At 70.8% G+C, this 26,571-nt stretch carries 20 protein-coding genes; 10 read left to right on the top strand and 10 right to left on the bottom strand.

Translation table 11 applies throughout. The features are described from left to right. Nucleotides 1-61 (top strand): M15 family metallopeptidase (locus Q5425_RS45930; protein ID WP_354924792.1); only part of this gene is annotated, 61 nt, incomplete at its 5' end. A gap of 104 nt (nucleotides 62-165) precedes the next feature. Continuing rightward, a complete protein-coding gene (locus Q5425_RS38480) occupies nucleotides 166-600 on the top strand; it encodes a hypothetical protein (RefSeq protein ID WP_308677343.1) in 435 nt (144 codons plus the stop codon). A gap of 119 nt (nucleotides 601-719) precedes the next feature. On the opposite strand, the gene Q5425_RS38485 is transcribed toward Q5425_RS38480, so the two are convergent. Further along, the gene (locus tag Q5425_RS38485) at nucleotides 720-2,129 is read right to left on the bottom strand and encodes an MFS transporter (RefSeq protein WP_308677344.1); all 1,410 of its coding nucleotides are present in this window, start codon (nucleotides 2,127-2,129) and stop codon (nucleotides 720-722) included. A gap of 88 nt (nucleotides 2,130-2,217) precedes the next feature. Beyond that, the gene (locus tag Q5425_RS38490) at nucleotides 2,218-2,673 is read right to left on the bottom strand and encodes a DUF3761 domain-containing protein (protein WP_308677345.1); all 456 of its coding nucleotides are present in this window, start codon (nucleotides 2,671-2,673) and stop codon (nucleotides 2,218-2,220) included. Nucleotides 2,674-2,759: 86 nt separating this feature from the next. On the opposite strand from Q5425_RS38490, the gene Q5425_RS38495 reads away from it, so the two are divergent. From Q5425_RS38495 to Q5425_RS38505, 3 genes are all read left to right on the top strand, one after another. Next, nucleotides 2,760-3,827, top strand: coding sequence for a sensor histidine kinase (locus Q5425_RS38495; RefSeq protein ID WP_308677346.1), 1,068 nt, complete (start codon nucleotides 2,760-2,762; stop codon nucleotides 3,825-3,827). Nucleotides 3,828-3,834: 7 nt separating this feature from the next. Further along, entirely contained in the window at nucleotides 3,835-4,500 is a 666-nt protein-coding gene (locus Q5425_RS38500; protein ID WP_308677347.1) for a response regulator transcription factor, read from the top strand. Nucleotides 4,501-4,614: 114 nt separating this feature from the next. Continuing rightward, the gene (locus tag Q5425_RS38505) at nucleotides 4,615-6,660 is read left to right on the top strand and encodes an MMPL family transporter (RefSeq protein ID WP_308677348.1); all 2,046 of its coding nucleotides are present in this window, start codon (nucleotides 4,615-4,617) and stop codon (nucleotides 6,658-6,660) included. Here Q5425_RS38505 and Q5425_RS38510 read toward each other — a convergent pair. Continuing rightward, nucleotides 6,657-8,993, bottom strand: coding sequence for a GH92 family glycosyl hydrolase (locus Q5425_RS38510; RefSeq protein WP_308677350.1), 2,337 nt, complete (start codon nucleotides 8,991-8,993; stop codon nucleotides 6,657-6,659). The genes Q5425_RS38505 and Q5425_RS38510 overlap by 4 nt on opposite strands. Before the next feature lie 107 nt (nucleotides 8,994-9,100). Between Q5425_RS38510 and Q5425_RS38515 the strand changes: the two genes are divergently transcribed. Further along, the gene (locus tag Q5425_RS38515; RefSeq protein WP_308677351.1) at nucleotides 9,101-9,406 is read left to right on the top strand and encodes an antibiotic biosynthesis monooxygenase; all 306 of its coding nucleotides are present in this window, start codon (nucleotides 9,101-9,103) and stop codon (nucleotides 9,404-9,406) included. A 51-nt stretch (nucleotides 9,407-9,457) separates the two neighbouring features. Here the strand turns inward: Q5425_RS38515 and Q5425_RS38520 are convergent, their stop codons facing one another. Together Q5425_RS38520 and Q5425_RS38525 are read right to left on the bottom strand one after the other, a co-directional pair. Beyond that, nucleotides 9,458-11,629, bottom strand: a complete 2,172-nt coding sequence (locus tag Q5425_RS38520; protein WP_308677352.1) for a 3-hydroxyacyl-CoA dehydrogenase NAD-binding domain-containing protein — start codon at nucleotides 11,627-11,629, stop codon at nucleotides 9,458-9,460. An 8-nt stretch (nucleotides 11,630-11,637) separates the two neighbouring features. Beyond that, the gene (locus Q5425_RS38525) at nucleotides 11,638-12,849 is read right to left on the bottom strand and encodes an acetyl-CoA C-acetyltransferase (RefSeq protein ID WP_308677353.1); all 1,212 of its coding nucleotides are present in this window, start codon (nucleotides 12,847-12,849) and stop codon (nucleotides 11,638-11,640) included. 159 nt (nucleotides 12,850-13,008) lie between these two features. Between Q5425_RS38525 and Q5425_RS38530 the strand changes: the two genes are divergently transcribed. The 3 genes from Q5425_RS38530 to Q5425_RS38540 all read left to right on the top strand — a co-directional run bounded on the left by Q5425_RS38530 (nucleotide 13,009) and on the right by Q5425_RS38540 (nucleotide 16,341). Then, nucleotides 13,009-14,187 (top strand): TetR/AcrR family transcriptional regulator, encoded by a 1,179-nt coding sequence (locus Q5425_RS38530; RefSeq protein WP_308677354.1) that lies wholly within the window; start codon nucleotides 13,009-13,011, stop codon nucleotides 14,185-14,187. 110 nt (nucleotides 14,188-14,297) lie between these two features. After that, on the top strand, nucleotides 14,298-14,480 hold the full coding sequence (locus tag Q5425_RS38535; protein WP_308677355.1) for a hypothetical protein: 183 nt from the start codon (nucleotides 14,298-14,300) through the stop codon (nucleotides 14,478-14,480). A gap of 10 nt (nucleotides 14,481-14,490) precedes the next feature. Then, nucleotides 14,491-16,341, top strand: a complete 1,851-nt coding sequence (locus Q5425_RS38540) for an HEXXH motif domain-containing protein (RefSeq protein ID WP_308677356.1) — start codon at nucleotides 14,491-14,493, stop codon at nucleotides 16,339-16,341. A gap of 6 nt (nucleotides 16,342-16,347) precedes the next feature. Here the strand turns inward: Q5425_RS38540 and fxsT are convergent, their stop codons facing one another. The 4 genes from fxsT to Q5425_RS38560 all read right to left on the bottom strand — a co-directional run bounded on the left by fxsT (nucleotide 16,348) and on the right by Q5425_RS38560 (nucleotide 24,419). Continuing rightward, the gene (fxsT, locus tag Q5425_RS38545; RefSeq protein ID WP_308677357.1) at nucleotides 16,348-20,784 is read right to left on the bottom strand and encodes an FxSxx-COOH system tetratricopeptide repeat protein; all 4,437 of its coding nucleotides are present in this window, start codon (nucleotides 20,782-20,784) and stop codon (nucleotides 16,348-16,350) included. A gap of 1 nt (nucleotide 20,785) precedes the next feature. Beyond that, nucleotides 20,786-21,919: a MoxR family ATPase gene (locus tag Q5425_RS38550; protein WP_308677358.1), complete on the bottom strand. Its 1,134-nt coding sequence runs from the start codon at nucleotides 21,917-21,919 to the stop codon at nucleotides 20,786-20,788. After that, nucleotides 21,897-23,297, bottom strand: coding sequence for an effector-associated domain 2-containing protein (locus Q5425_RS38555; protein WP_396135348.1), 1,401 nt, complete (start codon nucleotides 23,295-23,297; stop codon nucleotides 21,897-21,899). The genes Q5425_RS38550 and Q5425_RS38555 overlap by 23 nt, the downstream gene beginning before the upstream one ends. A 174-nt stretch (nucleotides 23,298-23,471) precedes the next feature. Further along, nucleotides 23,472-24,419, bottom strand: coding sequence for an effector-associated domain 2-containing protein (locus tag Q5425_RS38560; RefSeq protein WP_308677360.1), 948 nt, complete (start codon nucleotides 24,417-24,419; stop codon nucleotides 23,472-23,474). A 117-nt stretch (nucleotides 24,420-24,536) separates the two neighbouring features. Here Q5425_RS38560 and Q5425_RS38565 point away from each other — a divergent pair, with 117 nt between their 5' ends. Further along, nucleotides 24,537-25,742, top strand: a complete 1,206-nt coding sequence (locus Q5425_RS38565; RefSeq protein WP_308677361.1) for a low temperature requirement protein A — start codon at nucleotides 24,537-24,539, stop codon at nucleotides 25,740-25,742. Here Q5425_RS38565 and Q5425_RS38570 read toward each other — a convergent pair. Further along, nucleotides 25,737-26,561 (bottom strand): helix-turn-helix transcriptional regulator, encoded by an 825-nt coding sequence (locus Q5425_RS38570; protein ID WP_308677362.1) that lies wholly within the window; start codon nucleotides 26,559-26,561, stop codon nucleotides 25,737-25,739. The two genes, Q5425_RS38565 and Q5425_RS38570, sit on opposite strands and share 6 nt — an antisense overlap. Between the last annotated feature and the right edge of the window lie 10 nt (nucleotides 26,562-26,571).

A 26,571-nucleotide genomic window follows, 5' to 3' on the forward strand; every position in this document is an offset into this window, starting at 1 on the left:
CTGGACCTGGGGCGGCTCCTGGGACACCCCGATCGACTACCAGCACTTCGAGAAGCCCTGACCCCGGCCGGAAAGCCGTTCGCGGACGCTTGATCACAGCGGACGACGTCAATCAACAACAGCTCGCCCGGATTTCGTGCGCGAGTAAGAAATAGGAGCAAAAAGATGCGTAACAAGATCGCGGCCTTGGTCGCGACGACTGCGTTCGTCGCAGCCGGCACACTCATGACCGCGACGTCGGCGTCGGCAACCGTGGACCCGCCCGGCGGCAGCTGGGACCACACGTGGACCACCACGGACGCCGACAAGGGCGGCACTGTCTACATCGAAGAGAACGGCGACGTCGTCTCCCTCTGCGACACGGCGGCCGACGGACTCACTCCCCGGGCCACGATCGCCGTCGAGGAGAGCACCGTTCCGGGCGCCTACGACACCCGTTACACACTCACCGCCTCCGGCGGGCTGGGATCTTGCGCCACGGCCAGGGCTTCCGATGGCGGCACGCACAACCTCCCGGAAAACTGGAGCATCGGCGTCGGGATCTACCTGGGTCCGAACTACCAGCACTCGAGCCAGCACTACTACCTCAACGATCACTAGGTTTCTCGCGCCCTGGCTTCGCTTCGGTAGCCCCGTTCGGACGGCCCGGTCGATGGATCCCGACCGGGCCGTCCGCGCTGATCACGGAGTGTTACGAGAACTCGTCGAGGCGGCCCGAGCTAGACACCCACCAGCTCCGGCGCGGTCCGCGTCTTCGGGACCAGCGCCGCCAGCAGCGCCCCGGCCAGTGCGGCGCCCGCCGCCACCGCGAACGTCGCGCGGAAGCCGGCCAGCGACGGCACCGGCAGCCCGCCGACGCTGATCGTCAGCTGGGCCAGCATCGCCGCCATCACGGCGCTGGAGATCGCCGTGCCGACCGAGCGCATCAGGGAGTTCAGGCCGTTCGCCGACGCCGTTTCGGTGACCGGCACCGATCCCATGATCAGCGCGGGCATCGCCGCGTACGCGATGCCGACGCCGGCCCCGATGATCACCGACGCCGTGATCAGCTGGAGCGCGTTGTCCATCAGCACGATCGCGAACGCGTACCCGGCGGCGATCACCAGCGCGCCGCTCATCAGCGTCGGGCGCGGGCCGAACCGGGCGATGAGCCGGGCCGAAACCGGCGAAAGCAGCATCATCACCAGGCCGTTCGGGGCCAGCGTGAGACCGGACTCGACCATCGTCTGGCCCAGCCCGTAACCGGTCGACGCCGGCGCCTGCAGGAGCTGCGGGAACGACAACGCCATGGCGTACAGGGCGAAGCCGACCATGATCGACGCGAGGTTCGTGAACAGCACCGGACGGCGGGCGGACACCCGCAGGTCGACCAGCGGGTCGCGACGGCGCAGCTGGTAGGCGCCCCAGGCGAGCAGGACGACGACCGCGCCCGCGGCCAGCCCGAGCGTCGGCACGCTGGTCCAGCCCCACGTGCCGCCCTTGACCACCGGCAGCAGCAGGCAGAGCAACCCGGCGGCCAGCCCGAACGCGCCGAAGTAGTCGAACGGCGCGGGCGTCCGCAGCGGCGATTCGGGCACCACGGTGAGGATCAGCAGCGCGCAGGCCAGCCCGAGCCCGGCGGCGGTCCAGAAGAGTGCGTGCCAGTCGGCGTTCTCGGCCACCACGGCCGCGACCGGCAGCCCGATGGCGCCGCCGACCCCCAGCGTGGCGCTCATCAGCGAGATCGCGCCGCCGACGCGTTCGGGCGGCAGTTCGTCGCGCATGATGCTGATGCCGAGCGGGATCACGCCCATCGCGCAGCCCTGCAGCCCGCGGCCGAGGATCTGGAACCCGAGCGCGCTGGTCGTCGCGGACACGACCGAGCCGGCGATGAGCAGCGCGAGGCTGACCAGGATCATCCGCCGTTTGCCGTAGAGGTCGCCGAGCCGCCCGCTGACCGGGGTGATGACGGACGCGGCCAGCAGGGTCACGGTGACCACCCAGGACGCGTCGGCCGCCGAAGCGTGCAGCAGCCGCGGGAAGACCGGGATCAGCGGCACGACCAGCGTCTGCATGAACGACGCGACGAGCCCGCACGAGGCGAGCACCACGACGATCGCCCGGCCGGACGGCGCGGAACGGGACACCACACACCCCCAGTGTGTACTTAGTACGCATCATGCAACTTCATGCACTGTACCCACGGGGTGCCGGGTTTCCGTGCGAGTGGCGGTTTCGTCACAGCCAGGTGCGGACACCTCCGTGTCCGGAACAGGTACCCGAGCGGTGCTGGCTGTAACTGTAGGTGCCGTCCTTGCAGAGTGCTGTCGCGCCGGAGGGGTTGTCACTGGGCCGGTGGACGCAGTTGCCGTCGGAGTTCCGGTAGTAGTCGGCGCCGCACTCGGCCGGCTTCGGCGCGGCCTGCGTGGTGGTCCTCGGCGCCACGGGTTTCGGCGCGGTTGCCTTCGGCACGACGGCTCGCGGCGTGGTCGGCGCGGGGGTGACGACGGGTGCTTCGGAAGTCGTGGTCGGCGCTTCGGTCGTGGCCGGAACGGAGTACGTCGGCGCCGAATACGTCGTAGCCGGCGCGTCGAGAACGCCGACGTTCCCGGTGTTCTTCGGCGGCACCGCGCCGGCGCCACAGCCCGCAACCAGCAGGCACGCGGCGAGGATCCACCCGAATTTCTTGTTCATCGAGACTCCTTGGCGCCACGAAGCAATGCCGCGTAGTCGGCGCATCGGAAGCTCTTGTTACAAACGCCGCCGCCTAGACTCGGCGTATGTCCTGGTTGCGCCGGTTCGCCGTGGAGCTCGCGGTCACCGTGGCGGTGCTCGCCGGTTCGCTGTTCGCCGTGCTGGGCGATCGTCCCGAGGCCGCCCGCCACGCCGCGATCGGCTGGGCGCTGACCGTCCTCGGCTGCGCCGCCCTCTTCTTCCGGCGCCGGTACCCGCTGAGCGTCGCCGGGTTCGCGCTCGTCTGCTGTGCGCTCTACTACCCCCTGACCGATCCGGACGGCCTTGTCCTGCTCGCCTTCGCCTACGCGCTCTACAACGCCGCCGCGGCCGGGCGGATCCGCGGGGCCGCTCTGCTCGTCGTCGCGGCGATGGCCGGCGTCACGGCCGGCGAGATCGGGTCGCGGAGCGGGCGGCACGTCGACAACTTCGCGTTCTTCCTGATGACCGGCTGGTTCGTGGCGCTGGTCGCCGGTGGCGCCGTCGCGCACTACCGCGCCGAGGCCGAGCGCACCAAGGAGGCCGCGGCCCGGGCGCGCGCCACCGACGAACGCCTGCGCATCGCCCGCGAACTGCACGACGCCCTCGGCCACCACCTCGCGCTGATCAACGTCCAGGCCGGCGCCGCGCTGCACCGCCGTGACCCGGGGCAGGCCGAGGAAGCGCTCGGGGCGATCAAGGACGCCAGCAAGACCGCACTCCAGGAGTTGCGCGCGACACTCGGCGTGCTCCGCCAGACCGGTGGGCCGAGCCTGCAGCGGGTCGCGGAGCTGGCCGAATCGGTCGGCGCCTCCGGTCTGACCGTGCGCACCGAGATCGACGGCGTCGCCCGGGACCTGCCGCCGGACGTCGAGCACGCGGCGTTCCGGGTCGTGCAGGAGGCGCTGACCAACGTCGCCAAGCACGCCGGCGCGAAGACCGTTGTCGTCCGGCTCGGCTACGGCGCCGGCGAGCTGACCGTGGCTGTCGACGACGACGGCCGCGGCGGGACGGCGTCGGCGGGCAACGGGATCCGCGGCATGGCCGAACGCGCGCGGGCCCTCGGCGGCGAACTGACCGCGGCGCCGGGGGAGAACGGCGGTTTCCGGGTGCGCGCCCGGCTGCCGGTGCGATGATGGGCCGATGATCCGGGTCCTGCTCGTCGACGACCAGCGGCTCGTCCGCGCCGGCTTCCGGTCCATTTTGGACGGCGAGCACGACATTTCCGTGGTTGCGGAGGCCGCGGACGGGCGCGAGGCTCTGCAGGCCGCGCACGACCACCACCCGGACGTCGTGCTGATGGACATCCGGATGCCCGTGCTCGACGGCCTCGCCGCCACCCGGCACCTGCTGGACGACCCGGGCGTGCAGAGCAAGGTCGTCATCCTCACCACGTTCGACCTCGACGAAGACGTCTACGGTGCGCTGCGGGCGGGCGCGAGCGGGTTCCTGGTCAAGGACACCGAGCCGGAGGAGCTGATCCACGCCGTGCGCGTGGTCGCCCGCGGCGACGCGCTGCTGGCGCCGTCGATCACCCGGCGGCTGATCGCGGAGTTCGCCGCGCGCGGCACCCGCCCGGCGCCGTCCCCCGCGCTCGACCGGCTCACCGGCCGCGAACGCGAGGTGCTGACCCTGGTCGCGGCCGGGCTGTCGAACGACGAGATCGCCCGTGAGCTCACCCTCAGCCCGGCGACGGCGAAGACGCACGTCAGCCGCATCATGACCAAGACCGGCACGCGCGACCGGGCGCAGCTCGTTGTCCTCGCCTACGAGTCCGGTGCGGTGACGCCGCGGTGGCTGGCCCCCTGACCCGTACTCCCCCGGGAGTACGGGAACGGCCTTAGGGGACACCTCCGGGAGCACCCGAAGTGTCCTCCGCGGCGCGACGCGCGGTAGGGCCGGTCTCGCGAATCCTTGTCCACCATGGACACCATCACACGCCCCACCGGGGGAAGCCTGGCGCGGCTGGCCGGCTGGGCGCAACGCCACCGCTGGCTCGCCGTCGCGCTCTGGGCGCTGGTCCTCATCGGCGTCACGGTCACCGCCCGGCTCGCCGGCAGCGCGTTCCACGACGACAACTCGTTGCCCGGCACCGAATCGCAGCAGGTCGTCGACCTGCTCAAGACGACGGCACAGTCCGGCGCGAGCGCGCAGATCGTGCTCAAGGCCGACAGCGGGCTCGCCGCGAACCGCGCGCCGATCGACACGATGCTCGGCCAGGTCCGGTCCCTGCCGCACGTGCGGTCGGTATCCGAGACGACGCTCTCGGCCGACGGGCGGATCGGCTACGCCACCGTCACCTTCGACGCCGCCTCCACCGACCTCCCCTACGACGACATCGTGAAGTTCGCCGACACCGCGAAGCAAGCCGGACCGGTCGAGGTCGCGCTCGCCGGCGACCCGATCGAGCGGATCGCCGGGGGCGGCGGACCCGCCGAAGGCGTCGGGCTGCTCGCCGCGCTGGTCATCCTCGTGTTCCTGTTCCGCTCGCTGCTCGCGGCCGGGCTGCCGGTCATCACCGCGGTGTTCGCCGTCGGCGCCACGCTGGGCGTGATCACGGTCGTGTCGCACTACGTCGACATCGCGAGTTACACCTCGCCGCTGATGATGCTGGTCGGGTTCGGCGTCGGCGTCGACTACGCGCTGCTGATCTTTTCCCGCTACCGCGCCGAACTCCTCGCCGGCCACGACCGCGACGCGGCGGCGCGGCGCGCCCTCGACACCGCCGGCCGCTCGGTGCTGTTCGCCGGCACGACGGTGATCATCGCGCTGCTCGGCCTCCTCGCGCTCGGGCTCGGCGGCCTGCGCGGGGTGGCGCTGTCCGTCGCGCTCACCGTCCTGATGACGATGCTCGCGTCCGTCACGCTCCTGCCCGCGCTGCTGTCGCTGTTCGGCAAGCGGCTCGAACGCGGGATCCGCCGTCACGCCGCCCGCCGGGACCACGGCAAGGCGTGGCGACGGCTCGCCGACGCCGTCCAGAAGCGCCCGCTGGCCCCGCTCGCGCTCGGGTTGATCGTCCTCATCGGACTGTCCATCCCGGCCGCCGGGATGCGGCTCGGGTTCGCCGACGCGAGCACCGACCCCGCCGGCTCCACCACGCGGCAGGCCTACGACCTGCTGGCCGAGGGCTTCGGCCCGGGCTTCACCGGGCCGCTCGCGGTGGTCACCGAGGACGGCGACGCCGTCGCGCTGCAGCGGAAACTCGCGTCGACGCCGGGCATCGCCCGGGTTCTGCCGCCGATGGGCGAGACCGTGCTGGTCTTCCCGACGACGTCACCGCAGGACGAGGCGACGGCCGAGCTGGTGACGCGGCTGCGCACCGACGTCCTGCCGGCCCTGCCGGGCCACTACCTCGTCGGCGGCTCGGTGGCGGCCGCGACGGACTTCGCCGGTGCCGTCGCCGATCGGCTGCCGCTGTTCGTGCTGGTCGTGGTCGGGCTGTCCGCGCTGCTGCTGATGGTGGTGTTCCGGTCGGTGCTGATCCCGCTCAAGGCGGCGCTGCTGAACCTGCTGAGCATCGGCGCCTCGCTCGGCGTGATGACACTGGTGTTCGGCGACGGCTGGTTCGGCGCGCAGCCCGGCCCGATCGAGGCGTTCGTGCCGGTGATGATCTTCGCGATCGTCTTCGGGTTGTCGATGGACTACGAAGTGTTCCTGGTGTCACGGATGCACGAGGAGTGGCGCCGCACCGGCGACGCGCGGCTGGCGGTGCGCGAGGGCCTCGCCGCGACCGGCGGCGTGATCACCGCGGCCGGCGCGATCATGGTGCTGGTGTTCGGCGCGTTCCTGCTCGACCCGTCCCGGATGCTGGCGCAGTTCGGCCTCGGCCTGGCGGTCGCGGTGCTGCTGGACGCGCTGGTGATCCGCTGCCTGGTCGTCCCGGCGATCATGCGGCTGCTCGGCGCCCGGGCCTGGTGGCTGCCGCGGTGGCTGGACCGCCGGCTGCCGCACTTCGCGCTCGAGCCCTAACTCCCCCACGTAGTCGGCTTCTCCGACAACCGGAAGTCGAGGCTGCCGCCGGTGCGCAGGAAGTTCGCGTCGAGCTTCCAGTCCCGCTGGGGACGGCTGTCGCGGCGAACGTCCTGGACGTACTTCCCGCTCCCCGACGTCGTGATCCGGATCGGCGCGCCACCCGCCGGCCGGAGCACGGCGCTCGGGAACAGCGGGCTCGAGAGCAGCAGTTCCGCCGAGCCGGGCGTCCGCGGGTAGAGGCCGAGCGCGGCGAAGACGTACCAGGCGGACATCGTCCCGAGGTCGTCGTTGCCGGGCAGCCCCGACGGCCCGGTCGTGTAGACGGAGTTCACCAGCTGCCGCACGGTTTCCTGCGTCTTCCACGGCCGGCCCAGCTCGTTGTACAGCCACGGCGCGTGGATGCCGGGCTCGTTCGTCGGGTCGTACTTGAGCGGGCCGCCGCCTTTGAGCAGCCAGTTCCCCGCTCCGTCGTGGAAGAAGCCGTCGAGGCGGGTGACCGCGGCGGCCTTCCCGCCCATGGCGCCGGCGAGGCCGGAGACGTCCTGCGGGACCATCCAGGTGTAGGTGGCCGCACTGCCCTGCGCGAAGCCGCGGTCGCTCGCCGGGTCGAACGGCGTCACCCAGCCGCCGTCGAGGTTGCGCGCCTGCGTGTACCCGGTGGCGGGGTTGAAGACGTTGCGCCAGTAGCCACCGCGCGCGTCGAGTTCCGCGGCTTCCTCCGTACGGCCGAGCTGGTGCGCCCACTGGCCGAGCGCGAAGTCCGCGACGGAGTCTTCGAGCGTCTCGGCGGCGCCACCCCAGCAGTGGCAGACGTCCTGCGGCGCGTAGCGGGAGGTGAGGTACTGCGCGAGGTTCGGCCGCTGGCCGACGCACTGGCCGGGGCAGCCGCCGTCCTGCAGGCCCTCCGGCCGCGGGACGGTCGCCTGCCGGTACAGCGAGCCGAAGGCACCGCGGTGGTCGAAGTTGCGGACGCCCATGGCGTAGAAGGTCGCGAGCGTCGCCGCCGACGGGTCGCCGGTCATCACGTGCGTGGCGCCGTTGACGTGCACCCAGCGGTCCCAGACGCCGTCGTTCTGCCGCGCGTAGTTGTAGAGCGACTGGGCGAAGTTCCCCGCCACCCGCGGTTCGAGCAGGGCCAGCAGCTGCACGTGGGCGCGGTACTGGTCCCAGCCGGAGAAGTTCGAGTACTGGGCGTCCTGCCCGCGTTCGACGCGGTGGGGTTGCCCGTCCATCCCCAGGTACCGGCCGTCGACGTCGCTGACCAGGTTGGGCTGCTGGAAGCTGTGGTAGAGCGCGGTGGTGAAGACGATCCGCTGGTTGGCCGAGCCGCCGCCGACGTCCACGCGGCTCAGCTCGGTGTTCCAGGCCCGTTTCGCCTTCTCGGCAATGCTGTCCACAGTGGACTTCGAAGGCTGCTCGGCCCGCAGGTTGCGTTCGGCGCCTTCGAGGGAGACGTAGGAGATCGCGATCCGCATCGTGACCTTGCTGCCGGGCGCGAAGGTGACGTAGCCGCCGGAGCCGCGCCCGGCGCGGTCCTGGCCGGTCGCGTAGCCTTCGCCGCCGGTCTGGTCGAGGCCGCCGGGCTGGAGGGTGGCGTCCTTCCACGTCCCGGTGCCGGTGAAGGGCTGGTCGAACCGGGCGGTGAAGTGCAGGCGGTAGTAGGACTTGCGGTTGTTGACCCCGCCGTTCGCGCGGCGGCCGCAGAAGGCGCCGGTGAGCACGGACCCGGTGACCGCGCGGTTGGCCGGGTCGAGGTGGGTCTCGGCGTCTTCGCTGCCGTTGAGCGAGTTCGACGTGCGGAAGAGCAAGCTCGCGGGTTTGTCCGCCGGGTACTGCAGCGAGGCGATCGCGGTGCGTTCGGTCGCGGCCGCGTCCGTGGTGACGCCGTTGGCGAGGCCGAGCCGGTAGCGCCCGGGCGTCGCGGCTTCGTCGGCGTGGCTGAAGTTGCTCGCGTAGACGGCGTCGGTGGTGTCCGCCGTCGGCGACGAGGTGACATCGCCGGCGAAGGGCAGGATCGGCACGTCACCGGCGGCGCCGGGGTTGCAGCCGGCGCCGTTGACGTGGGTGAGGCTGAAGCCGCGGATCCGGGTGGTGTCGTACTGGTAGCCGTTGGCGGCGCCGGTCGAGGTCTGGTCGCCGCGGGTGCTGGTCGGGCTCCAGGCGAGCATGCCGAAGGGCGTGGTGGCCCCGGGGTAGGTGTTGCCGTCCCCGGCCGAGCCGATGAGCGGATCGACGAAGTCGGCGCGGCTCAGCGCGGCCGCGTCCGACATCGTTGTCAACGTCGAGGCGAGCAGGGCGGCGGCGAGGGCCACCGTGAGGGAACGGCGCATGGGCGGAGATTAACCCGCTCCGGTGGCGTTCCGGCGAACTTCCGGTGGACAGCTTCCCGGACACCCGCCGGTACCGTCGAGCCCCTCGACGGATTGGGGAACCGAGGATGATCGCACGTACCTGGCGCGGCTGGGCGCCCGCCGCGACGGCCGACGACTACCAACGGCACTACAAAACCGACGTGGCGCAGCACCTGCGTGACGTGCCCGGCTTCCAGGGCGCCCGGTTGCTGCGCCGCCCGGCCGGCGACGAGGTCGAGTTCACCTCGATCACCTTCTTCACCGACCTCGACGCCGTACGCGGCTTCGCGGGCGAGAGCTACGAAGAGGCCGTTCTCGAGGAGGACGCGCGGCGGGCACTGAGCCACTGGGACGGTCACGTCAGCCACGCCGAGGTGGCGGTCTCGTTCTGAACGCCGTGAAGGCCGCCACCGGAGTCCGGTGGCGGCCTTCGACGTCAGCCGTTATTCGTAGATCTCGCCCTTGGCGGCCTTCTCCACCAGCGAAGCGGGCGGCTCGAAGTGGTCGCCGTACCGGGCGGCCAGCTCACGCGCCCGGTCGACGAAGCCCTGCAGGCCACCCTCGTACTGGTTGATGTACTGGATGACGCCACCGGTCCACGCCGGGAAGCCGATGCCGAAGATCGAGCCGATGTTGGCGTCGGCCACCGACGTCAGCACGCCCTCGTCGAAGCACTTGACCGTTTCCAGGGCCTCGGCGAACAGCATCCGCTCCTTGAGGTCCTCGAACGGCACCTGCGCCGAGCCGGACTTGAACGCGTCGCGCAGACCCGGCCACAACCCGGTGCGCTTGCCGTCCTCGCCGTACTCGTAGAAGCCCGCGCCGGTCGAGCGGCCCTTGCGGTCGAACTCCTCGACCATCCGGTCGATCACGGCCTCCGACGCGTGCGACTTCCACGTCCCGCCGGCCGCCTCGACGGCTTCCTTCGTCTCCTTGCGGATCTTGCGCGGCAGGGTCAGCGTCAGCTCGTCCATCAGCTGCAGCGGCGGCGCCGGGTAACCGGCCTGCGCGCCCGCCTGCTCGATCGACGCCGGCTCGACCCCCTCGCCCAGCGCGGCGACGGCCTCGTTGATGAACGTGCCGATCACCCGCGAGGTGAAGAAGCCGCGGCTGTCGTTGACGACGATCGGGGTCTTCTTGATCTGCAGCGTGTAGTCGAAGACCTTGGCCAGCGTGGCCGGCGACGTCTTCTCGCCGCAGATGATCTCGACCAGCGGCATCTTGTCCACCGGCGAGAAGAAGTGGATCCCGATGAAGTCCTCGGTCCGCTGCACGCCCTCGGCGAGGGTGGTGATCGGCAGGGTCGAGGTGTTGGAACCCAGGACCGCGTCGGCGTTGACGATGCCTTCGATCTCGCCGAACACCTTGTGCTTCAGCTCGACGCTCTCGAAGACGGCCTCGATGACGAAGTCGACGCCTGCGAAGTCGGCCGGGTCGGCGGTCGGCTTGATCTTCGCCAGCAGCGCGTCCGACTTTTCCTGCGTGGTCTTGCCGCGCGAGAGGGCCTTCTCCTCGATCTTGACCGCGTAGCCCTTGCCCTTCTCGGCCGCCTCCTGCGAGACGTCCTTGAGGACGACGTCGATGCCGGCCTTCGCCGACACGTACGCGATCGCGGCGCCCATCATCCCGGCACCGAGCACGCCGACCTTCTTGGCCGTGTACTTCTCGAAGCCGTCCGGCCGCGAGCCGCCGGAGTTGATGGTCTGCAGGTCGAAGAAGAACGCCTTGGTCATGTTCTTCGCGACCTGGCCGGTGGCGAGGTGGATGAAGTAGCGCGTCTCGATCTGGATCGCGGTGTCGAAGTCGACCTGCGCACCCTCGATCGCGGCGGCCAGGATCGCCCGCGGCGCCGGCATGTTCGCGCCCTTGATCTGCTTGCGCAGGTTCGCCGGGAACGCCGGGAGGTTGGCCGCGAAGCTCGGGTTCGACGGGGTGCCGCCGGGGATCTTGTAGCCCTTGACGTCCCACGGCTGGACGCCGCCCTCGGGGTTCGCCTTGATCCACGCCTTCGCGGCGGGGACGAGCTCCTCGACCGTGCCGACGAGCTCGTGCACCAGGCCGAGCTCGAGCGCCTTGGCCGGACGGTGCCGCTGGCCCTGCAGCAGGACGTTCAGCAGCGCGCTCTGGATGCCGAGCAGGCGCACGGTGCGAACCACGCCACCGCCGCCGGGCAGCAGGCCCAGCGTCACCTCGGGCAGGCCGATCTGGCTGCCCTTGACGTCGGCGGCGATGCGGTGGTGCGTCGCCAGCGCGATCTCCAGGCCACCGCCGAGCGCGGCGCCGTTGATCGCCGCGACGACCGGCTTGCCGAGCTGCTCGATGCGGCGCATCTGCCCCTTCATCAGGGTGCTGCCCTCGGTCAGCTCGACCGCGTGCTCGGGCTTGGCCTGGATGAGGTCGTTCAGGTCGCCACCGGCGAAGAACGTCTTCTTGGCGGACGTGAGCACCACGCCGGTGATGCTGTCCTTCTCCGCCTCGAGGCGGTCGACGGTTACGCCGAGCGACTCGCGGAAGTCGGCGTTCATCGTGTTCGCCGACTGCTTCGGGTCGTCGAGGGTCAGCGTGACGATGCCGTCCTCGTCCTGCTCCCAGCGGATGGTCTTGCTCTCGGCCATTGTGGTCCTCACACCCGCTCGATGATGGTCGCGACGCCCATGCCGCCGCCGATGCACAGGGTCACCAGGGCGCGGCGCGCCTGGCGGCGTTCCAGCTCGTCGACCACGGTGCCGACCAGCATCGCGCCGGTGGCGCCGAGCGGGTGGCCCATGGCGATCGCGCCGCCGTTGACGTTGACCTTCTCCTCGTCGAGGTGCAGGTCCTTGATCCACTTGAGCACGACGGAGGCGAACGCCTCGTTGAGCTCCCACAGGTCGATGTCCTCGGGCTTGAGGCCCGCGGTCTTCAGCACCTTTTCCGTGGCCGGGGTGGGCCCGGTGAGCATGATGGTCGGCTCGGAGCCGACGGTCGCGGTCGCCACGATCCGGGCGCGCGGGGTCAGCCCGAAGGTCTGGCCGATCTGCTCGGAGCCGACCAGCACCAGCGCGGCGCCGTCGACGATGCCGGAGGAGTTGCCGCCGGTGTGGACGTGGTTGATCTTTTCGACCGAGTGGTACTTCTGCAGCGCCACGGCGTCGAAGCCGCCCAGCTCGCCGATGCCGGCGAAGGCGGGCTTGAGCTTGCCGAGGCCCTCGACGGTGGAGCCCGGACGGCGGTGCTCGTCGTGGTCGAGGACCGTGACGCCGTTGATGTCCTTGACCGGGACGACGGACTTGGCGAAGTAACCGCCGGACCAGGCGGCCTCGGCGCGCTCCTGCGAGCGGACGGCCCAGCGGTCGACGTCCTCGCGGGAGAAGCCCTCGATGGTCGCGATCAGGTCGGCGCCGGTGCCCTGCGGGACGATGTAGTTGTCGTACGCGGTGGCCGGGTCCATGAACAGCGCGCCGCCGTCGGAGCCCATCGGCACCCGCGACATCGACTCGACGCCGCCGGCGATGATCAGGTTGTCCCAGCCGGAGCGGACCTTCTGCGCGGCGGTGTTGGTGGCCTCGAGGCCGGAGGCGCAGAAGCGGTTCAGCTGCACGCCCGCGACGGTCTCCGGCAGGCCCGCGTTCAGCGCGGCGGTGCGCGCGATGACCGCGCCCTGCTCGCCGACCGGGGAGACGACGCCGAGCACGATGTCGTCGATCACGGCGGGGTCGAGGTTCGGGTGACGGACCTTCAGCTCTTCGATCAGGCCGACCACCAGGTCGACCGGCTTGGTGCCGTGCAGGGCACCGCCCTTGTTCTTGCCGCGAGGCGTGCGGATCGCCTCGTAGATGTAGGCCTCGCTACTCACTGAACTACTCCTCGCGAGCGATTCGGACGTCGTCGTGCCTAGCCGTGTCGCAGCCGACTATACCGGCCAGTAGAGCTAATGGCCATTAACATATCCCCGGATAACCCCATGGTGTCAATGGGTTGCAGGTGTGCCGTTAGCCGCTATCGTTCACTCACCATGACCGACTCTGTGCGTAGTGCGCGCCCGCGCGACCGCAAGGCCCAGCTGGCCGCGGTCGCGGCGGAGCTGTTCCGCGCGCGCGGCTTCCCCGGGGTCGGCATCAAGGACATCGCGGACGCGGCCGGCGTCACCGGACCGGCGTTGTACCGCCACTTCGCGGACAAGCAGGCGATCCTGGCGTACGTCGTCCTGAGCGGTTTCGAGGACCTGGAGGCGGCGACGGCGGAGGCGCTGTCGGACGCCGTTCCGCCCGCCGGCCGGCTGGAAGCCCTGCTCACGCGGCTGGCGACGCAGGCCGTCGAACGGCGGGAGATCGCGGCGCTGTGGCGCTGGGAGGGGCGGCACCTGCCCAAGGAGGACCAGCGGGAGATCGCCCGCCGCTCGGCGCTGGCGCTGGCGGCGTGGGCCAAGGCCCTGCTCGCCCGCCGGCCGGACCTGCCGGGCGACGACGCGGAGCTGCTCTGCTGGGCGGCCTTGTCGGTGTTCGGCAGCGTGTCGGTCCACCACACGTCGGTGGCGCGCCGCCGCTTCGCCCAGCTGCTCGTCGAGCTGGCCCTCGGTGTGCTCGACGCCACACTCCCGGAGCCGTCCGAGCACCCGGAGCCGCCGTCCTTGCGGCTGGGCACCCCGTCCCGCCGCGAGCAGGTCCTGGCGGAGGCGACGGCGCTGTTCGCCCAGCGCGGCTTCCACGACGTGAGCATGGAGGACATCGGCGCGGCGGCGGGCATCGCGGGCCCGAGCGTGTACCGCCACTTCCCGAGCAAGGCGGCCCTGATGGTGGCGATCGGCCACCGCGCAGCGGACCGCCTGGCCCTGGCGGCCGAGCAAGCCCTCCAGACGTCCGACGAACGCTCGGCCCTGCGCCGCCTGGCGGCGTCGTACGTGCACACGATCCTGCACACGCCGGAACTGCTGGTGTCGTTCTCGGCGGACCGCGTCACGATGCCGGACCGCGACAAGGCGGATCTGCTGCGCGTGCAACGGGATTACGTGGCCCAGTGGGTGACGCTGCTGTCGACGGTGCGCCCGGAGCTACCGCCGCGGGAAGCGAAAATAACCGTCCACGCGGCGCTGACCATCGCCAACGACCTGGCCCGCACGCGCCGGCTGGCCTCCCGCCCGCACTTCGAAGCCGAGCTGACCACCCTGCTGCACACCGCCCTCGGCGTCGCCTGAACCGGATCGGCAGCCAGATCACCACCTTCCGCCCTTCCTGCCGGGCCTGCCGGTCAGGCATCATGGACGTGGCGACTCGGCCGGCTTCCGTTCGTGAGTGGGGATGGGACATGAACACGGTTCTCGAACACCCGAACCCGGGCGCACCACTGGTCGACCTCAGTGCCGTGCCCCTCAGTGCACTGCGCACCATGGACACCCCGGAGCTGCAACGCGCCCTGCACCAAGTGGTCGAACAGTCGGCGGTGCCACAGTTCTGCGATCAGAAGCGCGACAACAGCTGGCACCACTAGCCGTGGTGCCATGCCAGCGGGCCAGGAGCACGTGACACCGGGCGAACTGCCGGTGCACCGGATCGGGACGGCGGATTTCGACGCGATCGCCACCGGAACCGGCGATATCGGTGCTCTGCGGCTGCTGCGCGAAGCCGAACGCAGCCGGCGGTTGCTCCTGCTGCGCGCGATCACGGACCTCGTGGCGAAGGACCCGGCGCTGTGCGGTCCGCTCGCGCCCCCGGACGAAGCCTGGGACCTGCTGGCCCGGGCGCAGAACTCGGACCCGGGATCCGTCGACCTCCTGCTCGGGCACCCGTACACCGGCACGTGGGCCGGGTACACGATCCGGTTGCTGCGCAGGCAGATCACCGGCGTCTGCCCGCTGTGGGTGCACACCGGCCACCTGCACGCGCTGGCGGCCGCGGCGGCGATCCGCGCCGGCCTCGACTTCACGGCGACCATCCCCGTCTGGGCGGGCACCGCGATGCTCCCCGGCCTCGGCGTGGCCCGCTTCCAGGCCAACACCGAATGGATGGTGGCCGAGGTCCGCCGGACCGGAACCGCGCTGGAACTGGACAACGGCCGCGAGATCGTCCGGGTGCCCGCCGATCCGGCGACGGACGGGCCGGGCTGGTGGGGTCTGCGCGAGGTGACGGCGATCGCGGGCGACCGCGTGCTGTCCCTGCGCCTCGACGACCTCGACCCGTACCGCGGTTCCTTCGAACCCGTGCTGCCCCAACGCCTTCCGGCGGAGGAACTGGCGAACTGGACGCGCTTGCTCGACGACGCCTGGCGGCTGATCGTCCGCTGCCTGCCCGACACGGCGGACGCGTTCCCGGTCGGGTTCAGCTCGCTCGTGCCGCGGCCGATGCAGCCGTTCCGCACCACGAGCGCGTCGAGCGGGGAGGCGTTCGGCAGCGCCGTCATTTCGCGGCCCGCCGACGCCGCGTCGCTCGCCGCGTCCCTGGTCCACGAGTTCCAGCACAACCGGCTCAGCGGGTTGATGCACCTGCGGCAACTGCACGGAGACGACCCGGCCGAGCGGTTTTACACCGCGTGGCGCGACGATCCGCGGCCGATCGGCGGCGTTTTCCAAGGGGTGTACGCCTTTTTCGGGGTGACGGCGTTCTGGCGGGCGCTGTCGCGGCTCGAAGGCGAACCGTTCCGGCGGATCGCCGAGTTCGAATTCGCCCACTGGCGGCAAGCGGTCCGGCAGGTCCTGGCGGTGCTCCGGGCCGATCCCCTGCTGACCATCGACGGACGGCGGTTCCTCCGCCGGATCGCCGAACAGCTCGGGCCGTGGCTGCGTGAACCGGTGCCGACGCCGGGCGCGACCGCGGCGAGGGCGGCGCTGCTCGACCACTACGCCGGCTGGCGGCTGCGCCACCTGCGGCCCGACCCGCTGGTCGTCCGGACCTTGGCCGACGCCTGGTCGGCCGGGCGGCCGCGGCCCGCGCTCGGCTTCCTGCCCGACGCCGACCCGACCCCGGTCCCCGACGGCCGGTGGCACCACGCCCGTCTCGATCTGACCCGGCTGTTCCTCACCGACCCGGCCGGCTTCCGCCGGCACGGCCACGACGTGCCGGGAGCGACCACGGCCGACTTCGCCTACGTTTCCGGCCACTTCGCCCAGGCGGCCGAGGGGTACCGGGCGGAGCTGGCCGCCGACCCGGACAGCCCGACGGCCTGGACGGGACTCGGGCTCGCCCTTTCCCGCTCCGGCACCGACCCGGCCGGGTCCGTGCTGCTGCACCAGCCGGAGCTCGTCCGCGCGGTGCACCGCCGGCTGCTCGCCGCCGGCACCGCTCCCGGAACACCGGACGCACTCGCGGGCTGGCTCGGCTGGCTGCGGACCGGCACCCGGCCGGCCCGCAGCTGACCGGCGTTACAGCGGCAGCGGGTCGATGTCGCAGTCCGCGCGAACACCCTTCGACGCCGCGATGGTGCCGGGGTGCGACTCGCGCAGCACCATCCGGTAGCGCGACAGGACGTCGGCGTAGAGCGTCTCCGCTTCCTGGCTCTGCCCGGACGTGCGCAGGTCGAGCGCCCGGTTCAGCCCGGCGGCGAGCGTCGTCGGGTGGTCCTTCCCGAGCGCCCGCTCGGCTCGCGCCAGCATGTCCGTTTCCAGTTGCAGCGCGGCCGCGGTCTCGCCGAGCGCGGAGAGATCGCTCGCCAGGTTGATCCCGCACAGCACCGCACTCGGGTGGTCCGGCCCGAGCGCCTCGCGCAGCTGCGCCAGCGAACGCTCGTCCAGTGCCCGTGCCGCGGCGGCGTTGCCGAAGAGGCGCAGCGTCACGGCCAGGTCGACGGCCGCGGCCATCGTGTGCGGGTGGTGCTCGCCCAGGTTGCGCCGGTACCGCTCGAAGATCTGCTCGCCCAGCTCGCGCGCGGACCGCAGTTCCTGCGCGTGGCGGAGGTCGATCGAGTACCCGAGCGCGCAGGCCATCACGTTGAAGTTGTCTTCGCCGTAGCGCACGCGGAACCGCTCCAGCACCGCGGCCGCCAGTTCCCTCGCCGCTTCGTGGTCGCCGGCCTTGCGCCGGGAGACCGCCAAGTAAGCCATCCGGCGCAGGGTCTCCGCGTTGTCCTCACCGAACAGTTCGCGCACGCGTTCGGCGAGTTTTTCGTTCTCTTCACGCGCCCAGACGTAGTCGCCCGCTTCCCGGCGGTCGATGATGAGACCCATCCGGGAGCTCAGGGTCTCCGCGTGGTCGTAGCCGAGGATTTCGGTCTGGCGCTGGTAATTCGCTTCGTCCAGCTCGGCGGCTTCGCGGTACTGGCCCGTGAGCCGCAGGTTGGTGCAGTGGATCCGGGCCGCGCGCAGGGTGACCGGGTCGTCCTCGCCGAAGAGCGCCTTGGCCTTTTGGTAGACGTCTTCGGTCAGGTCGCGCGATGCGACAAAATCGCCGCTGGCGGAAAGGTCGCCGGAGACCGCGATCTGGGCGGCGAGCGTCTCCTCGCTGTTGTCACCGGACAGCTGCCGCCGGGTGTCGAGGATCGTCCGGTTGATCTGCGCCGCCTCGGCGTACCGGCCGGTGACCCAGTAGTAGTACCCCAGCCGCTCGGCAGCCTGCATGGTCTGCTCGTCGTCGGAGCCGAGCCGCTCGGTCCAGTTCCGGTGCGACGTTTCCGCGAGCCGGAGCGCCTCGTCGTGGTCGCCCCACTGGTAGAGGTACCGCATCAGGTTGATCACGAGCTGGCGGACCCAGCGGTCGTCGCATTCGACGATCTCGGAGGGGTAGACGTGCGGCAGGATTTCCTGGTAGCGCGGCCACTGCTTCGACGAAGTGGGGTCGTTGGGGTCGCGTTTCGCGAGCAGCAGGTGGGCGCCGTGCCGCATTTCCGCCCGGTGCTGCGGCGTCATCCGGTTGCGGAGGACGATCTGCACCAACCGGTGCAGGACGATCGAATTGGTGCGGTGGTCGATCTTTGCCAAGCTGTACCGGTTGATGTCCCGGATGGCCCGCGCCAGTTTCATCGGGTCGCGCAGGGCCGTGTCGATTTCGGGCAGGATCGAAATACTGCCGACACCCGAGAAGAAGGCACGAGAAATGGGCTCCGGAGCGAAGAAAGCGCAAATTTGAAGGAGCTGGTGCGCCACCGGATTGCGCGTCCGCAATTCGTCGAATGCAACGTTCCAAGCCGCGGCGACCGACACCTCGTAATCCGCCGGACTCGAGGTGTCGAGGATTTCCGCGACCTTTTCGTCGAACAACCGCAGGTATTCCTGCACCGGCATGCCGGTTTCGGCGCGCCAGGCGGCGGCCTGCTCGATCGCCAGCGGAAGGTCGCCCAGCCGGTCCGCCAGCTGCTCGGCCTCGGCTATGTCGATCTCCGGACCCCGGCGGCGCAGCAGTTCGACGCTCTCCGCGCGTTCGAACACGGCGACTTCCAGCGGCCGGGCGACGCTGGCCCATTCCGCGTTGCGGGAGGTGATCAGGATTTCGCCGGGGCCGTTGGTCGGGAAGAACTGGCGGACCATCGCGACGTCTTCGGCCGAGTCGAAAACCAGCAGCCAGCGCCGGTACGGCCGGCCGGTCCGCAGCGCCTCGCGCACGGCCGGGATGGCGGTGTTCGCCTCGCCGGAGCCCGGGAGGTTCAACGCCTGGGCGAGTTCGGTCAGCGCCACCCGGATCTGGGCCGCGTGGGTGGCGGGGATCCACCACACGACGTCGTATTCCCGGAGGTGGCTGTAGATGTACTCGACGGCCATCTGCGTCTTGCCGATGCCGCCCATGCCGTGCAGGGCCGACGGCAGGACCGCCGTGGTGCCGGACAGGACCCGCTCGCCCAGTTCCCGGAGCAGTTCCCGGCGGCCGGTGAAGTTGGGGTTCCGCGGCGGCACACTGCCCCAGACGGGCGGGACGTCCTCGACCGGGCTGTCCCCGTGCTCCGGCGTGAAGATGGGACGGCGGCCCAGCAGGGCGCCGGCGTCTTCGGCAGGCAACGGCTCGCGCAACTCCGGGGTCCGGCGGACCTGGTCGTCCACCGCCTCGCCGGCGGTGGCGACTGTAGACGAGGAAGTCTCGGACGGAACGGAAGCGTTGGCCATAGCGTGGATCACCGGTTCACCATAGTCGTAGGGCGAGTTCTTCTTCTGAGGAATGGCATGTCCGGCCTTCGGGACAGTCGAGGTCCCAGCGGAATCGGCCGAAACATCAAGTTCGCCGTCGAATCCCTCTTTTGAGCGAATAATACGGCTGGCTCGTGAGGCATAAGGGCCACTGAGCGCCTGCATGACAACCCTTTCAAGTGAAATGTCATGCGGCGAGTCCTCCCCCGAAAGGGGATCCCGCGTGGCGTCCGGTGCGTCGATCGCATCCCGCAAGCGGGTGATGGTGCCGAACCGGGCCTCCGTGGCGCGGACCACCTCCGCGGTGTCGGTGCGCCGGGCCCCGCTCAGCAGCACCTGCCGGACCGAGGCCGGGAAGTCGAACACCGTCGTCTCGTCGCCGACCGCCGCGGCCGGCCGCAGCAGCCCGCTCGTCAGCACTTCTGTGAGGTGCTCCGGCCGGGCCTCGGGCAGGAGTTCGTCCTGGACGAACCGCGCGACCGAAAGGTTGGCGGGTACCGCGGCGAGCATCGTGGCCAGCCGGTAGGCCGGCGGAGAGGCGACGCTCAAGAACCGGCGCACCCGCTCGCGGGCGCTGTCCGGGTCGACGATGGCGCCGTCACCTTCGACGGGCGCGGTCTTCAGCCCGCTCAGCAGCACGCGCGCGGGGACAAAACCCTTGTGCTCACCGGCAACCAGCCGGGCCCACCAGCGCAGCCAGCGCGGACCGAGCTCCATCACCGGCACCGGGATCGCGCCGGCGTCCTTGGCCGCCGCCAGCTCCGGGTCCGCCCACGCTTCCGGCAGCTCCCAGCCCCACTGGCTGTTCGGCGCGACCGGCACGTGGACGTTGAGCCGGGCGCGGTGCAGGTCCATCCCCCGCGCCCACAGCCGCTGCGGCAGCACGTGCAGGACGGTCGTGGGCATCACCGACGCCCACTCGGCGAGCACGGCGGACACCCCGCCCGACCGCCAGAGGTCGCCGACCCCATCGGTGATCAGCAGAACCAGGCGCCGGCCGGTCGGGTCGATCAGCTCCGACGGATCCCTCGGCGTCGACGATGACGTTTCGCCGTACAACCGGGGCCGGCTGCGCGGGTGACCGCTGCTCTGGGTGTCGAGCCGGCGGTACTGGATCGTCCGGAAGGCGCCGAGCTGTTCCAGGCCGGCTCGAAACGATTTCACGGTGCTGCGCCACAGTGTCATCGAGCGAGCGGTATCCACCACGACGGTGAGATCAAGCCACCGTTCCATTTCCGGTTCGGTCACCGGCCACCAGAATCCGCTCTCGGCGACCCGCTCCGCCGTCGCGGCTTCGTCGACGATGACCACGTGCTCATGCCAGGCCGGCACCCTTCGCTTCAGCGTGCGGAGGGCCCGAACGATAACGGACGGCCGGATCGATCCGGAGACCGGCGGTGATTGCGGTCCGGAATCCGCGGTGGACGGAACTTCGATCACCCCGGCCGCAATCACCTGACGTGGGCTTTCGAGCGGAGGAGCCGGCTCTGCCCGCGTGGCCGGGGGCGGTAGTTCGACCGTATCCGGCAAAGTGTCCCGGACCGGGGGGATGTCCGGTCGCCGATAGGGGGTCGAAGGCCGCGCCCGTGCTTCGTCCGTCCGCGTCGCCGCGATCAGCCACAGTGCGTCGGCGACGTCGCGCACGTCCGGGGGCCGGGATGCGGCGGCCCGGCGCCGTTCCCCAGCACCGGCCGACCGCGATCCCGCGCCGTCGGGACCGGGAACCGGCGAAATGGGCGACCTGCCCACGTCATTGCACCGCCGACAGACGCTGCCACAGAGCGTCCACCAGCCGCTCCCACGTCACGTCGCCGCGGTAGGCGCCGGACGTGGCGAGGTACATGGCATCCAGGAGTTTTCCCGAGGGCAGCCGGTCGTCACCGGAGGCGCTGCGCCGCACGAACTGCTCGATCAGCTCGGACTGCAGACCCGCACCGAGCTTGCGCCGGTTGTCCTCCGAATCGTGCAGGTGGGCGACGACCATCGCGGCCAATTGCTCCGGGTCGGGATCCGGCATTTCCAGTTGAAGGCAACGTCGCAGGAAAGCGGGGGGAAATTCCCTTTCCCCATTGCTGGTGATGATGACGATCGGAAACGCGTGACACCGGATCCGCCCGCCGACGACGGAAGCCGTCTCGCCGGGGTCGTCGGTGAACACCGTCGCTTCGGGGGTGTGGTTGCGGATCCGCTCGAGTTCGGGAACGCGGAACTCGCCGTCTTCGAAAATGCTGAGCAGGTCGTTCGGGAGGTCGGCTTCGCTCTTGTCGAGCTCGTCGATCAGCAGGACGCGCGGCACCCGGCGCGGCAGGAAGGCGGTGCCCAGCACGCCGAGCCGGAGGAATTCGCCGATCGGCGGTTCGGGTTCGGGCGCGGGACTGGCCCGTTCGCCCCGCGAGGCGAACCGGGCGCTCGCCGCCTGGATCCGGCCGATGGCGTCGTAGTGGTAGAGCCCGGAATTCAGCGTGGTCCGGCTGGTGATCGGCCAGCGCAGGACCCGGCCCAGCTGCAGCTCGGCCGCCAGCCGGTACGCGAGGGTGGACTTCCCGGTTCCGGGCCGGCCGGTGACCAGCAACGGCCGTCGGAGGTAGAGCGCCGCGTTGATCATGTCGAGTTCGGCCGGACCAGTGCGCTGAGCCGATTGCGAATGCTCGCTCCCGAGCCGCCGTGCGACGTCGTGGTCGTCCCGCGGCGGGTCGTCCGACTCCGGCAGCGGACCCCCGTCGAAATCCCGCCACGGCGGTGGCGGTGGCAGGATGTCGGTCAGCTCGAGGTCGTGGATCGGCCGGCCGGTGCCGCGGTAGACCCACCAGTCCGACGACGCGAGACGCGACGCGTCGCGGACCTGCGTCGTCTCTCCCCCGTCAAGACGCTCGCTCTCGGTCATCCCGGATATCCCCTCGCTGCCACGGGAAAGCCGGCGGCTGGTCAAGAACGAGACGGCTCGGATCGTCCCACAGCACCACCAGATCCCGCACTGGATTATCCCGATCGAAGGCCGTTTCGGGAAGACTGGCGCGTGCTCGGGATTTCTTGGCCTGCATGGGCAAATCGCCTAGACCGGATTGGCCCTTCGCGAACTCGGTGATCAACTCCCGGAGTACGTCGAGTGGCGCGTCAGGGTGCCATAGTACCGCCGGGATACCCGACCGCAAAGCGGCCGTCAGGCTGTCCCCGTCCCCACCGGCTTCCAGCGGCGGAGCCGAACCGAGGACCACCAGCCCCCAGCGCAGGTCGGAAAGCACCACGTCGAGCCCCGAAGCCTGGGTGCCGTTTTCGTAGTAGACGCACTCGGCGGACGGGTTCGCCATGAACGCCTCCCAGTGCTGGTTCCAGACGCGGTGCCAGTGCTTCGAACGCATGCGCTCCAGCGAACGGACGGATATGAGGTAGTCGATCGAAAGCGGCCGCGGCATGCCGGATTCGTGCTCGCGGTGCCAGAGCTGCACGGGCAGGTTCAGCAACGCCCGCGGGAGCACGAACTCGAGCGCGACCGAACCGCGGTGGTCGGCCCAGACCCGTTCCGCGGCGACCACCAGTCCGTCGACGTATCGTTCGAGGTCGGCGGCCCGCACCTCCGCCGTGCCGCCGTGCGGTGGCGGCCATTCCCCGGAAAGCCGTTGACACCAATGGGAAACCTGGTACAAGTCCGGGTCTATCCCATCATGGTCGACCAGGATCATCAAGTGCAGCCGCCCTTCCCGCGACGGCGTGGCGATCGTGGCTCGACGCGCTCTCAGCTGGGCCTCGAGCCGGAGCCTCCTGGCCTGGTAGTCGTTCCACTCGATCAGCCGCAGCGCGAGTTCGCCGCCGCACTGGTGGGCGATGAGCTCGAGGAGCGTCAACGCCGGGGGGATGCCGTCGACGTCGGCGTTGAAATCGGCCAGGTGGGTGAAGGCTTCCCACGCGGTGCGCACCTTGGGCGGCAACGGCGAACCGAGCCCGCTCGCGCGACGGACCAGCTCGCCGAGCCGGGGCACCTCGAGGCCGGCCAGCCAGTGGTGCAGCCGGTCGCGGTCGGCGCGCGGCAGCAGGTCCAGCACCCGCGGCCGCTCCACCAGGTCCCGGACCCGCTCGGACTCCGGTGATCCGGGCCGCATGAAAGCGACGGCACCGACCAGTGCCTGCATGCCGTTCTGATAGCGCTCACAGGCGGAAACGACTTCGATCAGGGAACTGCGCGGGGTGGGGTGCCGGGGAACGGCCAGATCGACGCCCAGCGTCTTCCCGACGAGGCTGACCACGACGGCCAGTTCCTCGGCCAAGCCGGCTTCGGCGAGGACGTCGACGACGGCCTCTCCGATCAAGTGTCCCGCCACCTGGCGCAGCACCCCCCTACCACCTCACGGGACGGAACCGGCGTCATCGCCCCTGCGGATCGAACGCAGTTGCGGAGATCTTACCCGCGAAAAGGGCTTCCGCCGGGTGCCAAAAAGATGTCACGACGAGCTCTCTTCCGGCCAGCCGGCAACGCGCTCGAGCAGCCGCTGCACCGGCGCCGATCCGGGTTCCAGCATTTCCACCGCGGCGACGAGTTCGGCGAGCCCGCCGCGATAACGCAGGCAGGTACCGGCGATCTCCAGGACGTGCAGCCGGGTTTGCGGGTGATATGCCACGACGGTCGAGATCTCCGGCCGCAGCCGCTTCAACAGCATTCTCCGGCTGCTTTCCTCGGCGACGGCCGGAATGTCCAGGAGCAGTTCCGTCAGTTCCCGGGCGCGGTCGGGGGCGGGCGGCGCCACGGGCTGCCGCACGACCCGGAGGTCCGGCCGCCGCTCGCCGGCCCGGCCGCCGCCGTTGCTGCCGCTGCCGCCGAGCAGCCGCAACCACGCGACCGTGGAGGTTTCCTTGGTTTCGACCGGGATCCGCCGGTAGTCCGCGGGTGCCGCCGCCGGGTCCTGCAGCACGACGTCCTGGTAGAAGACGTCCGAGGCCAGCAGCGCCAGTTCGGCACCCGTGTCCCGCTGCGCGGTCTTCGCCTCCGCGGCTTCGAGCACCCGGAAGGTGAAGCTCACGGCTTTGCTGACCGAACCGTGGCCGGCGCTCAGCACTTCACCGGCGTGCAGCGCGAGGCGCAGCTGGATCTGCGCGCCTTCCGAGTGCACGGCGTTGTGGCGGCGCAGTTCGGCGTGCATGCGTTCGGGCAGCTGGGCCACCAGGTCGACCTTCGCGATGTCCGGCGGCAGGAGGATCATCGCGCCGTCGCCGGTGTTCTCCACGAAACAGACGTCCCACGGGATGCCGGTCTCGGCGAAGCCGCCCTTGAGCACCCGCCACAAGCCGTCGTGCACCTCGCGCAGGTGCGCCATGGTCCGGGCCGGGTTGTTGTACCCGGCGACGTCCACGGTCATGATCGTCCGGTGCAGCGCGGCCGGATAGGAAACCACGACACCCTCCCCACGTCCCGCGGTCATTGTCCCAGACCCATACCCGCTCGGCCATGTTCGCGCAGGGCGTTACCGGGAAACCGGCCCTTCTTGACCTTGTTTCGTCCATAATTCGGCGTGCCCACGAGACGCCTGCACCTGGTGAGCGCGGATGAGGACCACCGCGTCTCGACCATCGAGCTGTTCTTCGACCTGGTCTTCGTCTACGCCATCACCCAGACCACCCAGCTGATGGCCGACCACCTCAGCCCCGCCGGTGTCGGGCAGGGGCTGGCGATGCTCGCCGTCCTGTGGTGGTGCTGGTGCAGTTATGCCTGGCTCGGGACCACCATCCACGTCGACCACGGGATCGCGCGGCTCGCCATGTTCGGGGCGATGGCCGTGATGTTCCTGGTGTCGCTGACCATTCCCGAAGCCTTCGCCGATCATCCCGGCGGCCTGTTCGCGCCCGTGCTGTTCGTCGGCTGCTACGCGCTCGTGCGGCTGCTGCACCTCGTCGCGTACCTGGGGGCGGCGAAACACGACCCGGGGCTCCGGCGGGTGCTGCTCAAGATGCTCGTGGGGCTGCTGCCGAGTGTGGGACTGCTCGCCGTGGCCGCGTTCCTGGACGGGCCGTGGCAGCTGGGGTTGTGGGTGGTGGCCTTGGGAATCGATTACCTGAACGTCTACTTCGCCGGGCCGGAGGGCTGGCGGATCGAGGCGCCCGCGCACTTCGCCGAGCGGTTCGGGCTCATCGTGATCATCGCGCTCGGCGAGTCGATCGTGGCGATCGGCATCGGGATCGGGGCGCTGCCGATGTCGTGGCTGGTCACGGGCGCGGCGGTGTGCGGGCTGGCGCTGGCCGCGGGGATGTGGTGGACCTACTTCGACGTCGTCGCGCGCGTGTCCGAGCACCGGCTGACCAGCGCGACCGGGGTCGAACGCGCGAAGCTCGCCACCGACTCCTACACGTTCCTGCACCTGCCGCTGATCGCCGGGATCGTGCTGGTCGCCCTCGGGCTGAAGAAGGCGTTCCTCTACATCGCCGACACCGAGCACCACACCCCCGGCGAAGCACTGCACGGCGTGCCGATCTGGACGCTGACCGGCGGCCTCGCGCTCTACCTGGTCGCGCTGAGCGCCCTGCGCAAGCGCAACCTCGGCAGCTGGAACGTCCAGCGGCTGGTCGTCGGCGTGCTGCTGGTCGCGTCGACGCCGTTGCTGGAGCACGTGCCGGCCGCGGTGGTGCTGCTGATCACGGCCGCCGTGGTGCTCGGGCTCATCACCTTCGAACGGCTGCGCTTCGCCGAGTGGCGCAAGCAGGTGCACACCGCGCACTCATAGGAGCTCCGGGCCGACGACGGACAGCAGCTGCAGCTTCTCGGCGTCTTCGGTGCCGGGCGTGGCCGTGAACACCAGCAGCAACTGCCCGAGGTCGTCGGTGAAGAGCAGCTGGCAGTCGAGCGCGATCTCCCCGACCCCCGGGTGCACGAGCGTCTTGCGGCGCTCGAACGGCACCGCGACTTCGTGCGCTTCCCACAGCCGCGCGAACTCCGCGCTCTTCGCCGCGAGCAGCCGCGCGAGGCCCGCGGCCCGGGTGTCGCTCGCGCCGGCCGCCCGCAGGCTTGCGACCAGGAAGCGGCCGTGGCGCCCGCGGTCCGCCGGCGGGTAGCGCAGCTGCTCCGCCGGATCGGTGAACCACCGGTAGGCGGCGCTGCGCGCGGGTCCGGTGTGGCCGGTCTCGTCGCCGAGCAGCGCCCGGGCCGGCGGGTTCTGCACGAGCGTCTCGCCGAGGTTCGACATCACCTGCGCGGGCGTGTCGTGCAGCCGGTCCAGCACGCGCATCAGCGCCGGGCTGACGTGGTCCGCACGCGACACGCGGCTCGGTGCGGTGTGCCCGGCCAGCCGGAACAGGTGGTCGCGCTCGTCGAGCGTCAGGCGCAGGCCGCGGGCGATCGCGGCGAGCATCTGCTCCGACGGTCGCGGGCCGCGCTGCTGCTCCAGCCGCGTGTAGTAGTCGGTGGACATGCCCGAGAGCGTCGCGACCTCCTCCCGGCGCAGCCCGGACGTGCGGCGGCGCTGCCCGGGTGGCAGCCCGACGTCGTCCGGGCGCAGGGCCTCGCGGCGGCGGCGCAGGAAGTCGGCGAGCTCGGGGCGGTTCACGCTCCCGATT

The sequence above is a fragment of the Amycolatopsis sp. A133 genome (genome assembly GCF_031082405.1).
Lineage (GTDB): Bacteria > Actinomycetota > Actinomycetes > Mycobacteriales > Pseudonocardiaceae > Amycolatopsis.

What these genes read in the sequence shown, in the direction of transcription:
- Q5425_RS38480 (WP_308677343.1), top strand. Translation starts at nt 166, where the DNA reads ATGCGTAACAAGATCGCGGCCTTGGTCGCGACGACTGCGTTCGTCGCA.
- Q5425_RS38490 (WP_308677345.1), bottom strand. Translation starts at nt 2,673, where the DNA reads ATGAACAAGAAATTCGGGTGGATCCTCGCCGCGTGCCTGCTGGTTGCG.
- Q5425_RS38495 (WP_308677346.1), top strand. Translation starts at nt 2,760, where the DNA reads ATGTCCTGGTTGCGCCGGTTCGCCGTGGAGCTCGCGGTCACCGTGGCG.
- Q5425_RS38500 (WP_308677347.1), top strand. Translation starts at nt 3,835, where the DNA reads ATGATCCGGGTCCTGCTCGTCGACGACCAGCGGCTCGTCCGCGCCGGC.
- Q5425_RS38505 (WP_308677348.1), top strand. Translation starts at nt 4,615, where the DNA reads ATGGACACCATCACACGCCCCACCGGGGGAAGCCTGGCGCGGCTGGCC.
- Q5425_RS38510 (WP_308677350.1), bottom strand. Translation starts at nt 8,993, where the DNA reads ATGCGCCGTTCCCTCACGGTGGCCCTCGCCGCCGCCCTGCTCGCCTCG.
- Q5425_RS38515 (WP_308677351.1), top strand. Translation starts at nt 9,101, where the DNA reads ATGATCGCACGTACCTGGCGCGGCTGGGCGCCCGCCGCGACGGCCGAC.
- Q5425_RS38520 (WP_308677352.1), bottom strand. Translation starts at nt 11,629, where the DNA reads ATGGCCGAGAGCAAGACCATCCGCTGGGAGCAGGACGAGGACGGCATC.
- Q5425_RS38530 (WP_308677354.1), top strand. Translation starts at nt 13,009, where the DNA reads ATGACCGACTCTGTGCGTAGTGCGCGCCCGCGCGACCGCAAGGCCCAG.
- Q5425_RS38535 (WP_308677355.1), top strand. Translation starts at nt 14,298, where the DNA reads ATGAACACGGTTCTCGAACACCCGAACCCGGGCGCACCACTGGTCGAC.
- Q5425_RS38540 (WP_308677356.1), top strand. Translation starts at nt 14,491, where the DNA reads ATGCCAGCGGGCCAGGAGCACGTGACACCGGGCGAACTGCCGGTGCAC.
- Q5425_RS38550 (WP_308677358.1), bottom strand. Translation starts at nt 21,919, where the DNA reads ATGACCGAGAGCGAGCGTCTTGACGGGGGAGAGACGACGCAGGTCCGC.